Consider the following 17247-nt stretch of genomic DNA (forward strand, 5'->3'; position numbering starts at 1 on the left):
TCCTATGATAGGCAATCATCATGAAAAATATTTACAACCAGTAAATATCAATCAGACAGACTCAGTAAATGAAAATTCAAATAGTATTGCTCATATACCTTCTTTCATTCGCAGGGTGTAGAAGTCCTGTAGTAAGATCGGAAAATATAGCAGATGACCCAATTCAACTTTCGATGGACAGGAATGCAGATTCACTGCTTCTGGATTCTAAAATAAATTCTGTTTCAATCGGAATTTATAAAGACGGTAAAAAATACACATCCCATTACGGCGAACTGGATAAAGGAAAAGGCAACCGACCAAGTGACAATACAATTTATGAAATTGCATCCGTCAGCAAAACCTTTACTGGAATCCTCGTTGCAGAAGCAGTGCTGGACAAAAAAATAATGCTCGAAGACGATATCAGAAATTACCTGAAAGAGGATTACCCAAATTTTGAATATGGAAACGAGCCAATAAGAATCAAGCATCTTCTAACACACACCAGTCGGATGCCAACATTTTTGCCCAACAGTATCAGTGATTTGCTTACCGACTTTAATGAAAGTCTTCCATTCAGGTTTTATGAAATCCAGAAAGATTACAGCAAAAAGGATTTCTTCAAAGACCTGCATAACGTGAGACTGGATACTGTTCCAGGAACAAAGTACCAATACTCGAATGTGGGCACCGAACTTATGGCAGCAATATTAGAAAATGTCTATCATCAGCCGTTCGATGAAATTTTGAGAGCGTATTTTGAGAAAGCTGCTCAAATGGAAGACACGAGAATAATTCTTCCAAAGGAGAAAGAAAAGAACCTGGCAAATGGGTATGGGATGAACAACAATCCGGTACCGCACGAGGTTGTGATGTTCGGAGCAGCAGGTGGTGTAAAAACAACAATGCCAGATTTAGTAAGTTATATGGCCTTACAACTGGATACCAGTAACAGTACGGTAGCCGAAGCACAAAGGACGCTGTACGCGAGTGGGAACCGAGAAATGGCTTACTATTGGCCAGTTAGGAACAGTGAAGAATACGGGAAGTATTTTAGCATACACGGCGGAGCATTTGGAAGTCAGAATTGGTTCTTCATTCTCCCAAAATACAATTTAGGAATTTCTGTAATAACAAATCAAAGCGACCTTGAGACGGCAGATAAGCTGATGATAACAGTCAGAGGTTTAATTGAAGACCTTAAATAATTCCTTTGACAACAGCGCATTGGGCTTGTAACTGGCAATCAATTAAACCAAAGGTATAGACGCCTTTTCGAGGACTGACAGTTTTCTGAATGGTGGGCGTGCTGCACCAGAAGATTTTTACTTTTTATACGCCTCAAGCCAAATTCAGGACCGCTAATTCTCTCAGCCTCCGCACGTTGCAGTGTGGAGGCTGTTCATTTTAAGGCGGGATTTACCCCCTGCCCTATCCTGATGCCGCCCCTGCACGTAGTTATACAATCAATAAAAAACTGACCATGCAAGAAGAGAACACAGAATATAAAAAACTGAGAATAGCAGCTGTGGGAGACATACACGTGCAGGAGCAGGACGCTGGCAAATGGACGGATTTTTTCAGGCAGGTATCGGAGGAGGCAGATGTGCTGCTGCTCTGCGGCGACCTGACCGATACGGGCCGTGAGACGGAAGCTGAGGTGCTGGCCGAGGAACTGAAGGCCTGCACTATACCTGTGCTGGCCGTACTGGGCAACCACGACTACGACCACGACCAGGTGAAAAAACTGCGCAAAGTGTTTGCCCCAACCAACCTCAAACTGCTCGACGGCGATTTCACTGTGATCGGGCATGTCGGCTTTGCGGGTGTGAAGGGTTTTGGCGGCGGCTTCGATACGTATATGCTGGGCATGTTTGGCGAAAAGCTCAACAAGGATTTTGTGCAGGAGACCGTGACAGAGGCGCTGAAGCTCGACGCGGCCCTGTCGCAGCTCGACAGCGAGCAGAGTGACCTCAAAAAGGTCGTGCTACTGCACTACGCCCCCATCAAAGCGACCATAGAAGGAGAGCCGGACGCGATCCACCCTTTCCTGGGCTGCTCCAGACTCGAGGAGCCGCTCAACCGCAGAGATGTAACAGCCGCCTTTCATGGTCATGCGCACGTGGGCACCCTCGAAGGTGAAACATCCACGGGCGTAAAAGTATTTAACGTATCCAAACCCGTGCTGCAGAAGTCCGGTTACGAAAAGCCTTTTTTTCTGTACGAGGTATAAGCCAACAGGAGCTTTCTTTTCAAAAAACCTCTGCTTATACCTTATAAGCCATCTTAAAGAAAGGTATACCCTAGCCGGTGCAAGTAGCCCAAAGCTCCCTGCACCGGCTTAAGTGTTTTAGCCGATTTTAGAAATAAGGTCGGCAGACCTGTTGGAGTAACCTACTTCGTTGTCGTACCAGCCGACCACTTTCGCGAGAGTCCCGTTTGCCGAGGTCATCTCCGCGTCGAAAATACAGGAGTGTTTATTGCCCACTATATCAATGGATACGATCGGGTCTTCTGTATACTCCAGGATTCCTTTCAGAGAACTTTCTGCGGCATCTTTCATGGCGGCGTTTATCTCTTCTTTTGTAGCAGGCCTTTTCAAAACACAGGTAAGGTCTGTCAGGGAGCCGGCAGGTATAGGCACCCGTATGGCGACACCATCCAGCTTGCCTTTCAATTGGGGCATGACCAGGCCAATCGCTTTGGCCGCCCCTGTTGTGGTGGGAATAATGGAGTAGGCGGCTGCCCGGGCCCTTCGCAGATCCTTGTGCGGCGCATCCTGAAGGTTTTGATCTGCAGTATAAGCGTGCACGGTGGTCATGTAACCTTTCTCAATACCAAAGGCATCGTCGAGCACTTTAGCCATCGGCGCCAGGCAATTTGAGGTGCAGGACGCGTTTGAGATGATTCTTTCATCACCTGTCAGGATGTTCTCGTTCACACCCAGTACGACCGTCGGTATATTGCCTTTTGCAGGGGCTGAGATGACCACCTTTCGCGCACCGGCTTCCAGGTGCCCGGAGGCGCCTGCCTCGTCCACGAAACGGCCAGTGGACTCGAGCACAACATCCACACCTAGTCTTTCCCAGGGCAGGTTTTTGGGCTCCCGTTCAGCCGTCACGCTGATCTCCTGCCCGTCTACGATTAAACCGTTTTCGGTTGCCTGCACGATGCCGTTAAAGCGGCCGTGCACGGAATCATACTTCAGCAGGTGGGCCAGTGTTTTGGTATCGGTCAGGTCGTTTATGGCCACAACATCTACATTTTCTTTCCGGAGCAGGGCTTTAAACGTGAGCCTGCCGATACGGCCAAAGCCATTGATTGCAACTTTTATCTTCGCCATAGTTTTCAGATTTATTTAAGTGTGTGATACATAATTTCAGTTCTCGGGCTCGCCTGGGAGCTATACTATAAGTATACTCCTAAACCGCCAGGGTAGTCACCTAAAACCTGTATAGCTATAAATTTCGAGACCGAATCAGTTTAAAATACTAAGGAGGCAAAAGCCCCCTTAGTATTTTCTTCAGATGCCTATACCTTAGGCCAGCTTATCCGAAAGCACGGCATAGTGCGGATCTTCCATGATGTTGACCTCAATAAAGCTATCGGCATTGGCCAACAGACGACGGCAGTCCTCGCTTAGGTGGCGCAGGTGCAAACTGCCAGCCAGCGCGGCAAATCAAAACTGACTGACCACAGTTTTTGCATTTCAACGGATTATTAGTACTTTTGCATCCTCAAATGTACGCCCTTATCATACATAGCGTCCCTACTCCCCCCTGATCATCTATTTACCCTTCCCGGGTAAACAGCTATACTATTTCATTTTTCACTTAAAGATCCTTCGGGATCAGCTTTAATTCAGGCTTCATGGTTTCAGACGAAATCCTGCGCAGACGCACGTTTGCCATTATCAGCCACCCCGATGCCGGTAAGACAACCCTTACCGAAAAACTGCTCTTGTTCGGGGGTGCTATCAATACGGCGGGTGCTGTCAAGAGCAACAAAATCACCAAATCCGCCACCTCCGACTTTCTCGAGATCGAGAAGCAAAGGGGTATTTCCGTTGCCACGTCGGTGATGGGTTTTGACTACGCCGGTCATAAGATCAACATCCTGGACACACCCGGTCACAAGGACTTTGCCGAAGACACTTACCGCACCCTTTCGGCCGTAGACAGTGTGATCCTGGTGGTGGATTGCGTAAAGGGCGTGGAGGAACAGACCCGCAACCTGATGCAGGTATGCCGCATGCGCAACACACCGGTGATCGTGTTCATCAACAAGATGGACCGCGAGGGACGTGACCCTTACGAGCTGCTGGACGAGCTGGAGCGGGAGCTCAACATCCACGTGCGCCCGCTGAGCTGGCCGATCGGTATGGGCTCCACCTTCAAGGGGGTGTATAACCTCTACGACAAGGACCTCCGTCTTTTCACGGCCAACAAGCAGCAACTTACAAAGGATGTCATCGCCATAGAGGACATCAGGAATACCGAACTGGACGAGATCATTGGAAAGCAGTCTGCTGACACACTCCGGTCTGACACTGATTTCCTGAACGAGTTTTACGAAGACTTCGACCTTGACCTGTACAAAGAGGGCTACCTGGCACCTGTGTTCTTCGGCAGCGCCATCTATAACTTTGGCGTGGGCGAACTGCTGGACACATTCGTCAAGATCGCTCCTTCCCCACAGGCTGTACAGGCTTCTCAACGGGAAGTGCGGCCAGAGGAGAATGCCTTTACCGGCTTTATCTTCAAGATACACGCCAACCTCGACCCGAACCACCGCGACCGCATTGCCTTTTGCAGGATTTGCTCCGGCAAGTTCGAGCGCAACAAGCTCTACTACCATACCCGACTCGATAAGCGCATCCGCTTCTCCAGCCCCACCAGTTTTATGGCCAACGAAAAGAGTCTGCTGGAAGAGGCGTGGCCCGGCGATGTGGTCGGCCTGTACGATACCGGTTCGTTCAAGATCGGCGACACGCTGACGGAAGGCGAACTGCTGCAGTACAAAGGTATTCCGAGCTTCTCACCTGAGATATTCAAGGAGGTGGTAAACAAGGACCCCTTCAAGACAAAGCAGCTGGAGAAAGGTATACGCCAGCTCACAGACGAGGGTGTAGCGCAGCTGTTTGTGCAACAGCCGGGTAGTCGCAAGATCATTGGTACGGTGGGTGAGCTGCAGTTCGATGTGATCAAGTTCCGACTCAAACAGGAATACGGCGCTACCTGCGACCTGTACCACCTCAACTACTACAAAGCCTGCTGGATCACATCAGATGACAAAGAGGCGTTGGCCCGGTTTATTGGAATCAAGGGCAGCCACATTGCCTACGACAAAGATGAGAACCCGGTATTCTTCGCCGACACGGCCTGGGTGCTGCGCTCGGTCCAGGAGCACTATCCGAAGCTGAACTTCCACTTTACCTCCGACTTCAAGTTTGAGGCGGCAAGACAGGGATAAAGATTGGCTATATGCTCAGGAGCTCAGGAAATAGAAGCGAAGCCACTTGCCCCTTGTGCGCTGACTGGCAACAACCAGAGAGGTTGCAGGGGCCAAATGACCGCACCCTATACCTGTGCCAGAGGTGCATGCTTCTATTTTCTGCCAGACAGGATTTGCCCTCAGCTGAACTTGAAAAAGCGCATTACCTAAAACACGAGAATAAGATCAGTAACGCTGGCTATGTGCAATTTCTGAACAGAGCCATTATACCCGCGCTCACCTATCTGCACGTAGGTATGCGCGGCCTGGACTACGGCTGCGGCCCCGGCCCTACCCTGTCGGTGTTGCTGCGAGACAAGGGCTATGTTGTGGATGACTACGACCCCTACTTTTTTCCGGAACTGAAAGCAGAGCAAATCTATGATTTCATTTTCGCGACGGAGTGTTTTGAACACTTTTTTACTCCGGGTGCCGAAATGCAGCAACTGAGCCACCTGCTCAAACCAGGTGGCTTCCTGATCGTGATGACGGAGCAATGGCAGCACCTGAGCGACCTGCCAGCCTGGTACTACGCCAGAGACCCGACGCATGTGGTGTTTTACCACCGCCATACCTTCGACTGGATCGCGAGGTACTATGGTTTTGAAATAGTTTATGCGGACAACAACAGAGTGATCATTTTAAGAAAACATAAACCCAAAAATCAGAGCAAACTATGAAAGACTGAGTTTTACCTGAAGCAGAAACAATACGCAGTATACCACCTTATACACCTTATCCTATTTCGTAACAAAAGACACTTTTATGAATCAAAATTCATTACCCGATCAGAAAAGAATCAACGACGGGTTTTTCTCTCATGTCAAGACTGACCTTCCTGCCGGTCTGGTAGTATTCCTGATTGCGCTTCCGCTCTGCCTTGGCATTTCGCTTGCCTCTGGTGCGCCCCTTTTCTCGGGCATCATCGCCGGTATAGTGGGCGGTATCGTGGTGGGCTTTCTGAGCGGCTCCAAAGTAAACGTAAGCGGACCGGCCGCTTCGGTGGCGCTGGTAGTGCTCATGGCTATTCAGTCGCTGGGCTCGTTTCAGGCGGTGCTGGCGGCCACTATGATAGCGGGTGTGCTGCAGATCATCCTGGGCTTCCTGCGGGCAGGTACTATTGCCTACTTCTTCCCAAGCTCGATGATCAAGGGCATCCTGGCTTCTATCGGCCTTATCCTCATCATCAACCAGATACCGCACGCCTTCGGGTATGCGGGCAAAGAGCTCTTCGGCAGCATGGAAGACGGCCTTAGCACCAACCTGTTTGCCGGTGTGCTGGACCAGATCAGCCTGGGCGCCACTATCATCACGGTGCTCTCGCTCATCATCATCTTTGCCTGGGACCAACCGGCGCTCAAGCGCTTTACCTTCTTTAAGTTCGTGCCCTCTGCCCTTATTGCAGTAGTTGTGAGCGTACTTGTGAACCAGCTATTCGCAGCTTATTTTCCACACCTGGCCCTCAGCGGAAACCGACTGGTGCAACTTCCGGCAGCTGATGGCATCGGTGAGTTTTTCTCGTTTTTCACTTTCCCGGATTTCTCCCAACTCACTAATCCGGAGCTCTATACCGTGGCCCTGAGCATTGCCTTTATCGCATCGCTGGAGTCTTTGCTGAGCACTGAGGCAGGCGATAAGCTGGACCCCTACAAGCGTAAATCATCCACTAACCGCGAACTCAAAGCCCAAGGAATAGGCAACATAGTATCGGGCTTTATCGGTGGTCTGCCGGTGACGGCCGTGATCGTGCGTACTTCTGCGAACGTATCTTCAGGTGGCCGTACGCCACTGGCAACCATCACACACGGTACCGTCATGCTGATCTGTGTCATGGCTATACCTAGAGTCCTCAACATGATTCCGCTGGCTTCGCTTTCGGCGGTGCTCTTTGTGGTGGGTTATAAACTGACGTCGGTGGCCCTGTTCCGCCGCATGTGGAAGGCTGGCAAGCGCCAGTTTGTGCCGTTCTTTGTGACCATCGTGGCCGTGATGCTGACCGACCTGATCACAGGTATCATGATCGGTGGTGCCGTGTCGGTGTTCATGATCCTGCGCGACAATTACCGCACGCCGTTCTTTATTGATAAGAAAGCACATTATGAGGGCGAACGTGTGGAGCTGGTTCTTTCGGAGGAGGTTACTTTCCTGAACAAGGCAAGTGTCATGCTCACGCTGGACCACGTAGCACCTAATTCCACGGTGGTAATCGATGCTTCCCGTTCTGTAAATATAGACGACGACGTGCTCGAGATCATCGAAGAATTTAAAGCCACGGCAGCCTATAAGAATATTAAAATAGAACAAATAGGCCTTGACAAGTTCTTTGCCCAGCGTAAACTAGCTTAAATCAGGACAATTTAGCAAGAACAATCCTATAAGTTAATCAGTATATAGAATCAGATTGATTTATAATACTGATGATAGATTACGACCGGCTACACACTACTCCTACTCCCCCGTGAATGGCATCCTTTGTTGCCCAGGGGGAGTAGTTTTTTTTTACTCCTGAAATTCTCACTCAAGTTTGAAAATAATCCGTAAACCACCTCTGGTTAGCTGCAGCGTCTCTATTTACTCACCGCCCATACCTATAACTACAACAGGCAATGTTTGCCATAAGCCATTGCTGCCTACCCTGGATTACCATGAAAATACTTTATAAAAGGATCATAAACCGGCTGAAAAAGATTACTGGACGCTTTGTGTCTCACAACATCCGCTACAGGCCACAAAGTATATACTACCTGAATGCAGATAATGCACAAACTCAGCTTGAAGTAACGCTATACCCTGTTTATCCCGCTTTGCGCACCACCCTGGACATCCCGGAGGCTCTCTTCGAAGCCTGTTCAGCCTACTGGAAACCGCAGCGGGAAGTCACCACTGACTATGTGGTGGTAGAAGCCCCCAATGGCAGAATCTACACCGACAACGACAGCACCGTAGCGATCATCAGCAAATACAACCGCCTGATCGAGAATGTGTCCCTGAGTATGAAAGAGGGGAAAGTGACGGAAAGCGGGTATAACAATATTTTTGAACAGCGCTATTTTTCCAGACCCAAAAGGATTGAGGGCACAGTGTTCTCCTTGCTCACAGGAGGTGCGGGGCTTAATAACATCAGCCACTGGTTTGTGGATGTGCTGCCACGCCTGCATTTGCTCAAAGAGAGCGGACTCTACGATAAAGTGGATTGGTTCCTGGTGCCCAGCCTGCGCTATAGCTACCAGCTCGAAACACTGCGACTACTCGGGATACCGGATGGAAAACTGATTGCCAGTGACGAGCATCCGCACATCATGGCCGATTGCATCATCGCCTCCACTGCTCCCCGTGGCAATCACACGCTGGTACCGCATTGGCTCTGCAATTACATACAGGCCGCTTTTGTACCCCTTGCCGCACAAGAAACCGAAACAAAACAACAGGACTTAAAACTATACATCAGCCGCAGCGACTCCAAACTGAGACAGGTCGAGAACGAAGCAGAGCTGGTGGAGGCCCTGAAACCTTACGGCTACCGCCCGGTGGTGCTGAGCCAATTATCCATGCTGGAGCGGATCAGGCTGTTCTCAAGGGCAAGCTCGGTCGTATCGGCCACGGGAGCGGGTTTGGTAAGCATAATGTTCTGCAAGCCGGGCACTCAGGTGATTGAGCTGTTTCACGAAGGTTTTGTAATAGAGCCTTTCTACGACATTGCCACCAAAATGGGCATGGACTACAGCTACATCATCTGCAAGAGCGACAGTCTGGTAAAAGATGCCGGACAAGGCCAGCACGAGAACCTGAAAGTAGACCTGCCGGAGCTCGTTGACCTGATCCGGGCTGAGAAGAAAAACAAAAGACAGGGGCAGCCAAATCAACAAACTAACCTAAGGTATGGCTGATAGCCGTGTGGCGACATCGCGCAACTGAACTTAAACTGAAAACAATGGAAGAAGATAAAAAGAAGTACCTCGAAGCTTTGCGCAAAAACAACGGAAAGCTGGACGAAAGAGCCCTTGGCGAGAGCCTTGGCTTCAGCAAGGAGTACACAGACGAACTCATTGAAGGGCTACTGTCTGACGAGAAAATAGAATACAGCGCAGGTCAGAACTGTAGCTACAAAGTGAAGGAATAATCAGTCGATCGGGCAGTCTGCCCTGATTTGCAGGACCATTGGGTGCAGGTATCTACCAGAATGCACCCAATGTTTTTTTGCGGCAGGCACTACACCTTCCGGGAAGAGAATTCAGCCCGGTGCTATACCTGTTCTAGGTATAGCACCGGGCTGTGTCTTTATGGGGGCTATTCAGTTAAATGCGTAGGTATAGGTCGCTTGCTTTATACTTTCAAATGAATATATTTACATATCATAAAAAGCAAAATCTCCTCACCTTCAAAAATCACAGCATAAGGGTATGATGAAAGAATTTAAAGAGTTTGCCATGCGCGGCAACGTGATGGATTTGGCCATTGGTATCATCATTGGTGCCGCCTTCAGTGGTTTGGTTAATTCTGTTGTCAACGACCTCATCATGCCGCTGGTCGGTAAGGCGATTGGTGATATGGACTTCTCAAACCTGTATGTACCACTCTCTGATGCCGTACCGCAGGGCCTGGCTTTAGAGGAGGCTCGTAAACTGGGTGCCGTGTTTGCCTGGGGTAACTTTATTACGGTATTGATCAACTTCCTGATCCTGGCCTTCATCATCTTCCTGATCGTAAAAGCCATGAACCGCATGATGCGTAAAAAGGCCGCCGCCCCGGCAGTGCCGCCTGCTCCAACCAAAGAAGAAGTGCTGCTCACCGAAATGCGCGACGCCCTGCGCACTATTGCAGCAAAGTAAGCACTGCCCATACCTGAAAAGCCCTGCTGCACTTAAGCGAATACGCCAGTGCAGCAGGGCTTTTTTTATCCAATAATTGCCCGTATCAGGATTTCAACTCCCAAACTCCTAAACTCTCCTATACCTGTCCTTTGGGTCCACTTGGCTGAGTTCGATCAGCAGTTGGGCGATGTTCTGGGTGGTGGCTTCGAAGAAGGCTTTTCCTTTGGCGGGTGTGGCGGCGGCCGGGTTGCCGATGCCGGTGTCGTCGCTTACCTGCGACCAGAGGCGTTCTGACCAGGCCCAGCCTTCGCGTATACCTGTGAGGCGGGACTTGTGCTCCTTGCCCTCCCCTGCTTCACTCAGCGGCAGCACCAGGTCGGGGCGCAGGTGCTGCATGATGCTGGTCTCCATCTCGTCGGCATGGTCACCGGGACTGTCGAAGAAGGCTTTGCGGTCAGCGGCCAGGAACCAGTTGCAGGTCAGCAGGAACATATCCGGAAACTGCAGGCCGAGCTCGCGCAATATCGGTTTGAAATCGTTGCCGCCGTGGCTGTTGAGCAGCAGCAGCTTCTGTATACCCTGGCGGTTAAGCACTGTAACGATGTCGCGCAGGATGGCCAGTTGGGTGCTGGGGTTCAGGTTAATGTCGAGCGTGATGTCGGCCTGGCCGGTGTTTACGCCAAAAGGTATAACCGGCAGCACCATCACCTTCGCCCCTGTTTCCCAGGCCAGCCGGGCAGCCTCAGCCGCCACCGACTCTGCCTCCATGTTGTCGGTACCATAAGGCAGGTGGTAGTTGTGGGCCTCAGTGGCACCCCAGGGTAGTATAGCTACTTCAACCTGCTGGTCTTTGATCGCTTTCCAGTTCGTTTCGGCAAGTATGTAAGGACGCATGGGAGTTTGAGAGTTTAGGAGTTAATGATTTAGAATCTGGGATTTAGAAAGTTGGAAAACTATCGTATACGAAGTAACTGAGTTAGTTTGGAGTGAATTTCTGTCTAGCCATATACCTAGGCTTTTTATAAATTAGTCCTGGTTCCTAAGTTTCTAAACTCTCAAATTCCCAAACTACCAAACTCTCTGATTCCTCAACTCTCTATAAGCCATTCAATCGCTTCTCCCATGCTATCGAAGCTGCGATACGTGATGGATCCGACGACCAGGGCTGCGGCGTTGCTGGAAATGGTTTCGCGATCAGGGTCAGCGGTCTTGAGCTTGGCAAACTTTTGCAGCCGGGTAGTGGCCAACTGCATAGCCAGGTTGTTTATGATCCCGGCATACTCCTCCATCGGCACCGTCACTTTCGACTGGCGCGTGTCGGTGAGGATACGCTTGATGTCGTAGCTGCGCACCGTTTCTACCACCTCGTTGATGATATACGATACCTCCGGCAAAGTATAGTTGTGCATATTAGGCCACTCTACCAACAGGATGTCTGTTGTGGGGTTATAGTCCAGCTTCAGGAATTTATTTGGAATGATCATGTAAGTTTTTTGGGTACAGCGCTACTTATACGCGACACGGGACAAAAGTAAGGCATTTAGATGATCATCCAAGTATCCAGTTTCGGGCCTCTCCATACTCCTCAAATTCTCTGAAGCCATAAGGAAGGGTGTTATGGTCTATATATTTGAACATGTTTTCGCAGCTGATCCGTGCTGAGATGTCAGTGGAGCGTACGCGGGCCATTTTCTCCAACTGGAGTGTTTGCGGGTAAAAAAGCGGCGCCCACTCCTCCTTCGTCCACTGCTGGTCTGACAGACGCACCACACGAGCCTGGCGGTAGTCATCAAGCCAGCGCTTCACTTCGTAGTTTTTGAGTATCTGAATGTACTGCAGCATCGCTTCCCGGTACTCAGCGCTTGCCGCGTAAGCCGACCAGGTGATCTCCAGTAATTGCTCAGCCTCGTAATAGGCAATGCTTATATAGTTTTTTTTGTATATTATCATTGCGATACAGTCTGTATAGCAGATTCAAGCACCTGGGGCAGCAAAACAATCGTTTCCGTGTTTATGTCACCAGGATGCTCCTATCCATATATTTCGACAAGGGTTTGCAATAAACAGTTTCCAGTTTTAAAATCAAAACCACAGCATAATTTTAGTATAAATTATTGACCTGTCCCTAATTTAGCTTGACCGTTCAGGGGCTGCTTTGTAACTTGTGCCGATTCACCCCTAAGTCATCTTAGCATTCATCACGACCCATGATTCTTTTGCAAAACAGCATATTGCGACTGGAGTACAATCCGGCCACCGACATACTGCAGGTGCGCTACCCAGACCTGCAGCGCTATCATTTGTCAGAGATCAGGCATAGCCTGCATATCATGGTGGAGACGATCCGGAACTATGATGTGCGCAAGCTCCTGCTCGACGCCCGCACCACGGCAGTCGAAATAGATGAGGAAGAGAACAGGCAGCTGACCATGGAGCTGGCGGCGATGCTGGCCAAAACACGACTGATAAAAGTGGCCCGCGTACAGCCTTTCAATCCTGAAGATGAGGCCCGCGCCCAGCGCAACATCGAAGCAGCCCGACAGTCTGGTACGCTCACATATGAAGTAGCGACCTTTGCAACACCGGACGATGCCCTCGCCTGGCTCAAAAGCTAAGGTATAGGTACAAAAAAAGCGGCCCCGGTCGTTCACCCCCGGAGCCGCTCTTATCATTCACAAAATGAGCTTTCGCTAAGCTGCCTATATATACGCCTACCTATATTAGAAAGTTGTTATCTTTTTGGAAATATTTTTCGGAGGAGCTTTTGCATCACAGCTGCCGGAGTTTAAGGTATATTTCCCCTGAACTTGCGGCAACTTCTAAACCCGTGAGCGTCTGACTGATCGGCTTTGCGAAGTTGGGCCTAGGTATGTCAGGGCTGTTGCTGGAGACACTCGCGGGAGCTGCACACACCGCCAGTTCTGGGGCGGGCGATTCTTCATCCTCTTGCGACATAACAAATGCCGTACTATTAAAAGCTTCCGGCTTTAATTTTTAATCGCCCCTACCTTAGTACAATTTCCTCCTAAGCAAACATCTTTATTATCCTATTTTATACCTGAGCAAGCACTTTGTCAACCAAGGCAGAAACAGTATAGCAGAGAGCAATATTAAGCCCAATATTGGACATTAAATAGTCATTATGCTACAATTAGAACAAGTTAATAAATTTTGGCATACAATTGAACCCATATTGCCTAATTACAATTACATTCAGGAAGTTTTTAGCCACTACACCTTTATGAAGGTAAATTTTACGCCACCAGAAGAGCTGGTCCTTACACCAGATTTCTATAGTTCTATTGTACGTCACGGGTCTGAGCTCATCACGGTACTCAACTGTGATGGGATCTATCAATATATTTCTGACTCTGTAGGCACCGAACTTGGCTACAGTCCTGAAGATCTGCTGGGCACCCATGTGTTTGACCTGATACACCCGGACGATATACCTTCTCTCGAGCAGGAGCTCTATAACCTGACCATTGGCGGCACTAAGCAAGTAAACCTTCCACCTGTTCGCTTCAAAGCTAAAAACGGTGACTGGCACTGGCTCAGCTGTATGTCAACCAACATGCTGGACAACCCGCATGTACGGGGGCTGGTGACCAACTCCAGGGACATTACCCCTCAGATGGAGGCGCTGCAACAGCAAAAGATAAGCCAGGCCTATTATAAAGCGCTCTTCTTCAACAACCCCGACCTGGTATTCACTATGAGCACAAGCGGGGAAGTACAGGCCTGTAACGATGCCGTGGTGAAGTTGTCTGGTTACACGCGTGAAGAATTTCCGAAAAGCCATTTTGCCGACTTTGTATTGCCGGATAGCCGTGAAGAAACCTCTAAGGCCTTCTCCACAGCGCTTACGGGGCAGCCCTGCAACTTCGAGACCTGCATCCGGCACCGCGATGGCAGCAAGCGCTATTTGTCGGCCACACTCGTACCTGTCGTGCTGGAGGGCCGGGTGCTCGCCATACAATGCATTGCCAAAGATAGCACCAGCGAAAAAGAGGCGAACCTGCTTGTAAAAGCACAGGCGAAAAAGCTGCACAAAATTTTGGAAGGGATGTCAGAAGGCTTTTTTGCCCTGGACAAAGAGTGGCGCTACAGCTTCGGCAACACTGTCTTCGCAAATTTCCTAAATCGGAATCTCGATGACTTAATGGATCGCTGCATTTGGGAGGAATACCCGATGCTGGAGAACACCCTTTTCAAGCAGAAATGCCTTGAAGTAGCTGAAACAAAAAAAGCAGTACAGTTCGAAGAGCAATTCTGCGTTTTGGGCGCTTTTCTGCGGTTTACCATCAGCCCCTTCGAAGGCGGTATCCTCATAGCCTTTGCTGACATCACAGCACAGGTAGTTGCGCAGGAAGAACTGCGGAAGCTTTCGCTTGTTGCCAGCAAAACAACAAACGGCGTGATCATCACCAACGGCGATCTTGAGATAGAGTGGGTCAATGAGGCTTTCTGTAACGTGACCGGCTATACCATGGAGGAAGTAGCGGGCAAGCGCCCCAGCGATATCCTAACCACTTCGGACACGGACCCACGCGAGATTCTGTGGGTAAGAGAACAGCTGGCAAAAGGTATCCCGATGCGCAAGGAACTGCGCAGCTATAAGAAAAACGGCGACCTGATCTGGGCTGATGTCACCATCTCCCCTATTGCCAATGAGCAGGGACAGGTAGTAAAGCACATCTATATCCACACCGATATCACTGAACGCAAGCTCGATCAGGAGCAGTTGCTCAAAACGACCGAGCACCTGTACCATCAGAATCAGGACCTGCAGCAGTTCAACTACATTGTATCGCACAACCTGCGTGCGCCCGTCGCTAACCTGGTAGGGCTGTCGTCCGTGCTACAGAAGCTTGACCGCGACAGCAGCCGCTTTGCCCAAGGCTTGCAAAACCTGGAAACCTCCGCCCGTCGGCTTGATGATGTGATCAGTGACCTGAACAAAATACTGGCTGTGCGTTCCTCTGACCTGCAGGCAGCCCATGAAATGGTCCGGTTGAGCGAAGTGACGGCAGAAGTGGTGCACAGCCTGCAGCATCTGCTGAGCCAGGCCAATGGCCGGATCGTGCTGGATCTGAAGGAGGATGACCTGCTCTGGGCCAACCGGGCTTACGTCTACAGCATACTGCACAACCTGATCTCAAACGCGATCAAGTATAAATCACCGCACCGCGACTTACTTATCGAGGTAAATAGCGTAAGGGAAGATAACGGCCTGCAACTACGTGTAAAAGACAATGGCAGCGGAATGGACCTGGACTTAGTGAAGCCGCACCTGTTCCAGCTGTACAAGCGCTTCCATACAGGACCTGATGGCAAAGGTATAGGGCTATACCTGGTGAAAATGCAAATGAACGCCATTGGAGGCAAGATAGACGTAGAAAGTAAGCCCGAAGCAGGCACAACTTTCACATTACAGTTTGAGCTCCCAGCCTATGGCCAGCAAGGTTTACATAATTGATGATGATGACATCAGCATATACCTGACCTCCCTGATGCTGGAGGAAGCAGGCTTTGCCGATGAGATTCATACCTATAGCTCTGCAGATGATGCCCTGGCTGATCTGTCCTTTACTGACACTGCTCCCCTGCCGGATGTGATCCTGCTTGACCTGAACATGCCTGTCAAAAGCGGCTGGGATTTTCTGGAAGTGCTGCGCCCCTATGAAGAAAAACTAAAAGGAAAACTGGATGTGTTCATCCTCACCTCATCCATCGCTGCCAGCGACAAGGATCTTTCCCGTAATTACCCGCTTGTGCGCGGATTTCTGCACAAGCCACTTGACGATGAAAGTCTGAACTACATAAAGCGCACACGCAACGGCCGCGCCTAAGCGGTATAGAGCGGCAACCTGACTACAAAGCGGGTGCCCTCATGCTCCCGGCTGTGCACACTGATGTGGCCACCATGCAGCCTCACCAGCTCATATACAATGGAAAGGCCCAGCCCGCGCGACTTCTCCCCTTTCAGTCCCGGTCTTCCGACTTTGGCCTTTCGCTCAAATAACTTCGCCTGCAGATTCTCAGGTATACCAATGCCTGTGTCGCTGTGCTCAATTACGACTTCATCCTCCTCCTGGTAGGCACGGATAGTGATGCTGCCCGTGCTCGGGGTAAACTTGATGGAATTAGAGATCAGGTTGTTCAGCACCTGGGACATCTTAATCTGGTCCAGGTCCAGCACGAGCGGCTCCTGCGGCAGCTCCAGTACCAGCGCCTGCTGCACAATCTGACTTTTCTGGTAGGACTCAACTATGGTGCTAATCAGCTTGTTCAGGTCAACGCGTGTTCTGGTCACTGAGATTTCCGGCGACACCAGATGCTCCTCGCTGAGCAGGTCCCGAATCAGATCCGTGCACTGTATGCAGGCGTTTTCAATTATGGTGGTGTATTGCGCCACTTCCTCAAGCCGGTTATCCGCTGTGTCTTTGCGCAGCAGAGCGGCCACACTCCGAACTACTGCCAATGGCCCGTGCAGGTCATGCAGTACCATTTCGAGCGCACTGTTCTTGCGATGTCCGAACTCGGTGAGGTAGTTTACAAACTCCTGCTGACGACTTATATCCTCGGCCATACCTGCCACTGCCACAATTTGCTGCGCTGCATCGCGAATAGGATAAACACTGCAGCGAACGTGACGCAGTCTGCCGTTTCGGATGATGCGTATGCTTTTCTCAACAGGTTCGCCCTGCAGCAGTTTATACCAGCAGTCGAGCGCGGCGGAGCGGTCTTCTTCCAGCACAGTATCGAGCAGGAGTTGGGGTTGCTGCTGGAACCGCTCCGGTTCCCATAAATCACGAAAAGCAGCTGACAGAAAATTGAATTTATTTTGAGTCAGATCAAACTGAAACAAAATTTTATTGCTCTGTTGGCTGATCTGGTTTATTGTATTGAGATTGTCCATTGTACGAGGTGAGGAATAGCATCGCTTTAAATACGAAGC

The 17247-nt window shown here is 50.1% G+C and carries 16 protein-coding genes; 11 read left to right on the forward strand and 5 right to left on the reverse strand.

Annotated features, from left to right (window positions below):
* Window positions 1–68: 68 nt before the first annotated feature.
* Both AC5FXQ_RS05840 and AC5FXQ_RS05845 read left to right on the forward strand, forming a co-directional pair.
* Window positions 69–1190 (forward strand): serine hydrolase domain-containing protein, encoded by a 1122-nt coding sequence (locus AC5FXQ_RS05840; RefSeq protein ID WP_493601556.1) that lies wholly within the window; start codon window positions 69–71, stop codon window positions 1188–1190.
* Between the two features lie 275 nt (window positions 1191–1465).
* Window positions 1466–2215 carry a metallophosphoesterase family protein gene (locus AC5FXQ_RS05845; RefSeq protein ID WP_493601557.1) on the forward strand — a complete coding sequence of 250 codons (750 nt, stop codon included), beginning with the start codon at window positions 1466–1468 and terminating at the stop codon, window positions 2213–2215.
* A gap of 117 nt (window positions 2216–2332) precedes the next feature.
* Here AC5FXQ_RS05845 and gap read toward each other — a convergent pair whose 3' ends face one another.
* The gene (gene gap, locus AC5FXQ_RS05850) at window positions 2333–3325 is read right to left on the reverse strand and encodes a type I glyceraldehyde-3-phosphate dehydrogenase (RefSeq protein ID WP_493601558.1); all 993 of its coding nucleotides are present in this window, start codon (window positions 3323–3325) and stop codon (window positions 2333–2335) included.
* Window positions 3326–3852: 527 nt separating this feature from the next.
* On the opposite strand from gap, the gene AC5FXQ_RS05855 reads away from it, so the two are divergent.
* From AC5FXQ_RS05855 to mscL, 6 genes are all read left to right on the forward strand, one after another.
* Window positions 3853–5454, forward strand: coding sequence for a peptide chain release factor 3 (locus AC5FXQ_RS05855; protein ID WP_493601559.1), 1602 nt, complete (start codon window positions 3853–3855; stop codon window positions 5452–5454).
* A gap of 128 nt (window positions 5455–5582) precedes the next feature.
* The gene (locus tag AC5FXQ_RS05860) at window positions 5583–6155 is read left to right on the forward strand and encodes a class I SAM-dependent methyltransferase (RefSeq protein WP_493601560.1); all 573 of its coding nucleotides are present in this window, start codon (window positions 5583–5585) and stop codon (window positions 6153–6155) included.
* 85 nt (window positions 6156–6240) lie between these two features.
* A complete protein-coding gene (locus AC5FXQ_RS05865) occupies window positions 6241–7821 on the forward strand; it encodes a SulP family inorganic anion transporter (RefSeq protein ID WP_493601561.1) in 1581 nt (526 codons plus the stop codon).
* Between the two features lie 299 nt (window positions 7822–8120).
* Window positions 8121–9362, forward strand: a complete 1242-nt coding sequence (locus tag AC5FXQ_RS05870; protein ID WP_493601562.1) for a glycosyltransferase family 61 protein — start codon at window positions 8121–8123, stop codon at window positions 9360–9362.
* Window positions 9363–9406: 44 nt separating this feature from the next.
* Window positions 9407–9595: a hypothetical protein gene (locus AC5FXQ_RS05875; protein ID WP_493601563.1), complete on the forward strand. Its 189-nt coding sequence runs from the start codon at window positions 9407–9409 to the stop codon at window positions 9593–9595.
* A gap of 280 nt (window positions 9596–9875) precedes the next feature.
* Window positions 9876–10304, forward strand: a complete 429-nt coding sequence (gene mscL / locus AC5FXQ_RS05880; protein WP_493601564.1) for a large conductance mechanosensitive channel protein MscL — start codon at window positions 9876–9878, stop codon at window positions 10302–10304.
* Window positions 10305–10412: 108 nt separating this feature from the next.
* On the opposite strand, the gene AC5FXQ_RS05885 is transcribed toward mscL, so the two are convergent.
* The 3 genes from AC5FXQ_RS05885 to AC5FXQ_RS05895 all read right to left on the reverse strand — a co-directional run bounded on the left by AC5FXQ_RS05885 (window position 10413) and on the right by AC5FXQ_RS05895 (window position 12236).
* Window positions 10413–11180, reverse strand: a complete 768-nt coding sequence (locus AC5FXQ_RS05885) for a creatininase family protein (protein ID WP_493601565.1) — start codon at window positions 11178–11180, stop codon at window positions 10413–10415.
* Between the two features lie 194 nt (window positions 11181–11374).
* On the reverse strand, window positions 11375–11770 hold the full coding sequence (locus AC5FXQ_RS05890; protein WP_493601566.1) for a hypothetical protein: 396 nt from the start codon (window positions 11768–11770) through the stop codon (window positions 11375–11377).
* Between the two features lie 64 nt (window positions 11771–11834).
* Complete coding sequence (locus tag AC5FXQ_RS05895; protein ID WP_493601567.1) at window positions 11835–12236, reverse strand: hypothetical protein; 402 nt, start codon at window positions 12234–12236, stop codon at window positions 11835–11837.
* Window positions 12237–12493: 257 nt separating this feature from the next.
* Here AC5FXQ_RS05895 and AC5FXQ_RS05900 point away from each other — a divergent pair, with 257 nt between their 5' ends.
* The 3 genes from AC5FXQ_RS05900 to AC5FXQ_RS05910 all read left to right on the forward strand — a co-directional run bounded on the left by AC5FXQ_RS05900 (window position 12494) and on the right by AC5FXQ_RS05910 (window position 16138).
* Entirely contained in the window at window positions 12494–12901 is a 408-nt protein-coding gene (locus tag AC5FXQ_RS05900) for a hypothetical protein (protein WP_493601568.1), read from the forward strand.
* Between the two features lie 626 nt (window positions 12902–13527).
* Window positions 13528–15765 (forward strand): PAS domain-containing sensor histidine kinase, encoded by a 2238-nt coding sequence (locus tag AC5FXQ_RS05905; RefSeq protein WP_493601569.1) that lies wholly within the window; start codon window positions 13528–13530, stop codon window positions 15763–15765.
* The gene (locus tag AC5FXQ_RS05910; RefSeq protein ID WP_493601570.1) at window positions 15740–16138 is read left to right on the forward strand and encodes a response regulator; all 399 of its coding nucleotides are present in this window, start codon (window positions 15740–15742) and stop codon (window positions 16136–16138) included. The genes AC5FXQ_RS05905 and AC5FXQ_RS05910 overlap by 26 nt, the downstream gene beginning before the upstream one ends.
* On the opposite strand, the gene AC5FXQ_RS05915 is transcribed toward AC5FXQ_RS05910, so the two are convergent.
* Window positions 16135–17208 (reverse strand): PAS domain-containing sensor histidine kinase, encoded by a 1074-nt coding sequence (locus AC5FXQ_RS05915; protein ID WP_493601571.1) that lies wholly within the window; start codon window positions 17206–17208, stop codon window positions 16135–16137. The genes AC5FXQ_RS05910 and AC5FXQ_RS05915 overlap by 4 nt on opposite strands.
* Window positions 17209–17247: the final 39 nt, after the last annotated feature.

The organism is Pontibacter sp. LHS1 (assembly GCF_058932855.1).

Excerpts from the sequence above, each read along its gene's own strand:
- mscL (WP_493601564.1), top strand. The coding sequence starts at position 9,876 with ATGATGAAAGAATTTAAAGAGTTTGCCATGCGCGGCAACGTGATGGAT.
- gap (WP_493601558.1), bottom strand. The coding sequence starts at position 3,325 with ATGGCGAAGATAAAAGTTGCAATCAATGGCTTTGGCCGTATCGGCAGG.
- AC5FXQ_RS05840 (WP_493601556.1), top strand. The coding sequence starts at position 69 with ATGAAAATTCAAATAGTATTGCTCATATACCTTCTTTCATTCGCAGGG.
- AC5FXQ_RS05885 (WP_493601565.1), bottom strand. The coding sequence starts at position 11,180 with ATGCGTCCTTACATACTTGCCGAAACGAACTGGAAAGCGATCAAAGAC.
- AC5FXQ_RS05845 (WP_493601557.1), top strand. The coding sequence starts at position 1,466 with ATGCAAGAAGAGAACACAGAATATAAAAAACTGAGAATAGCAGCTGTG.
- AC5FXQ_RS05855 (WP_493601559.1), top strand. The coding sequence starts at position 3,853 with ATGGTTTCAGACGAAATCCTGCGCAGACGCACGTTTGCCATTATCAGC.
- AC5FXQ_RS05890 (WP_493601566.1), bottom strand. The coding sequence starts at position 11,770 with ATGATCATTCCAAATAAATTCCTGAAGCTGGACTATAACCCCACAACA.
- AC5FXQ_RS05915 (WP_493601571.1), bottom strand. The coding sequence starts at position 17,208 with ATGGACAATCTCAATACAATAAACCAGATCAGCCAACAGAGCAATAAA.
- AC5FXQ_RS05865 (WP_493601561.1), top strand. The coding sequence starts at position 6,241 with ATGAATCAAAATTCATTACCCGATCAGAAAAGAATCAACGACGGGTTT.
- AC5FXQ_RS05905 (WP_493601569.1), top strand. The coding sequence starts at position 13,528 with ATGAAGGTAAATTTTACGCCACCAGAAGAGCTGGTCCTTACACCAGAT.
- AC5FXQ_RS05875 (WP_493601563.1), top strand. The coding sequence starts at position 9,407 with ATGGAAGAAGATAAAAAGAAGTACCTCGAAGCTTTGCGCAAAAACAAC.
- AC5FXQ_RS05895 (WP_493601567.1), bottom strand. The coding sequence starts at position 12,236 with ATGATAATATACAAAAAAAACTATATAAGCATTGCCTATTACGAGGCT.
- AC5FXQ_RS05860 (WP_493601560.1), top strand. The coding sequence starts at position 5,583 with ATGCTTCTATTTTCTGCCAGACAGGATTTGCCCTCAGCTGAACTTGAA.
- AC5FXQ_RS05870 (WP_493601562.1), top strand. The coding sequence starts at position 8,121 with ATGAAAATACTTTATAAAAGGATCATAAACCGGCTGAAAAAGATTACT.
- AC5FXQ_RS05910 (WP_493601570.1), top strand. The coding sequence starts at position 15,740 with ATGGCCAGCAAGGTTTACATAATTGATGATGATGACATCAGCATATAC.
- AC5FXQ_RS05900 (WP_493601568.1), top strand. The coding sequence starts at position 12,494 with ATGATTCTTTTGCAAAACAGCATATTGCGACTGGAGTACAATCCGGCC.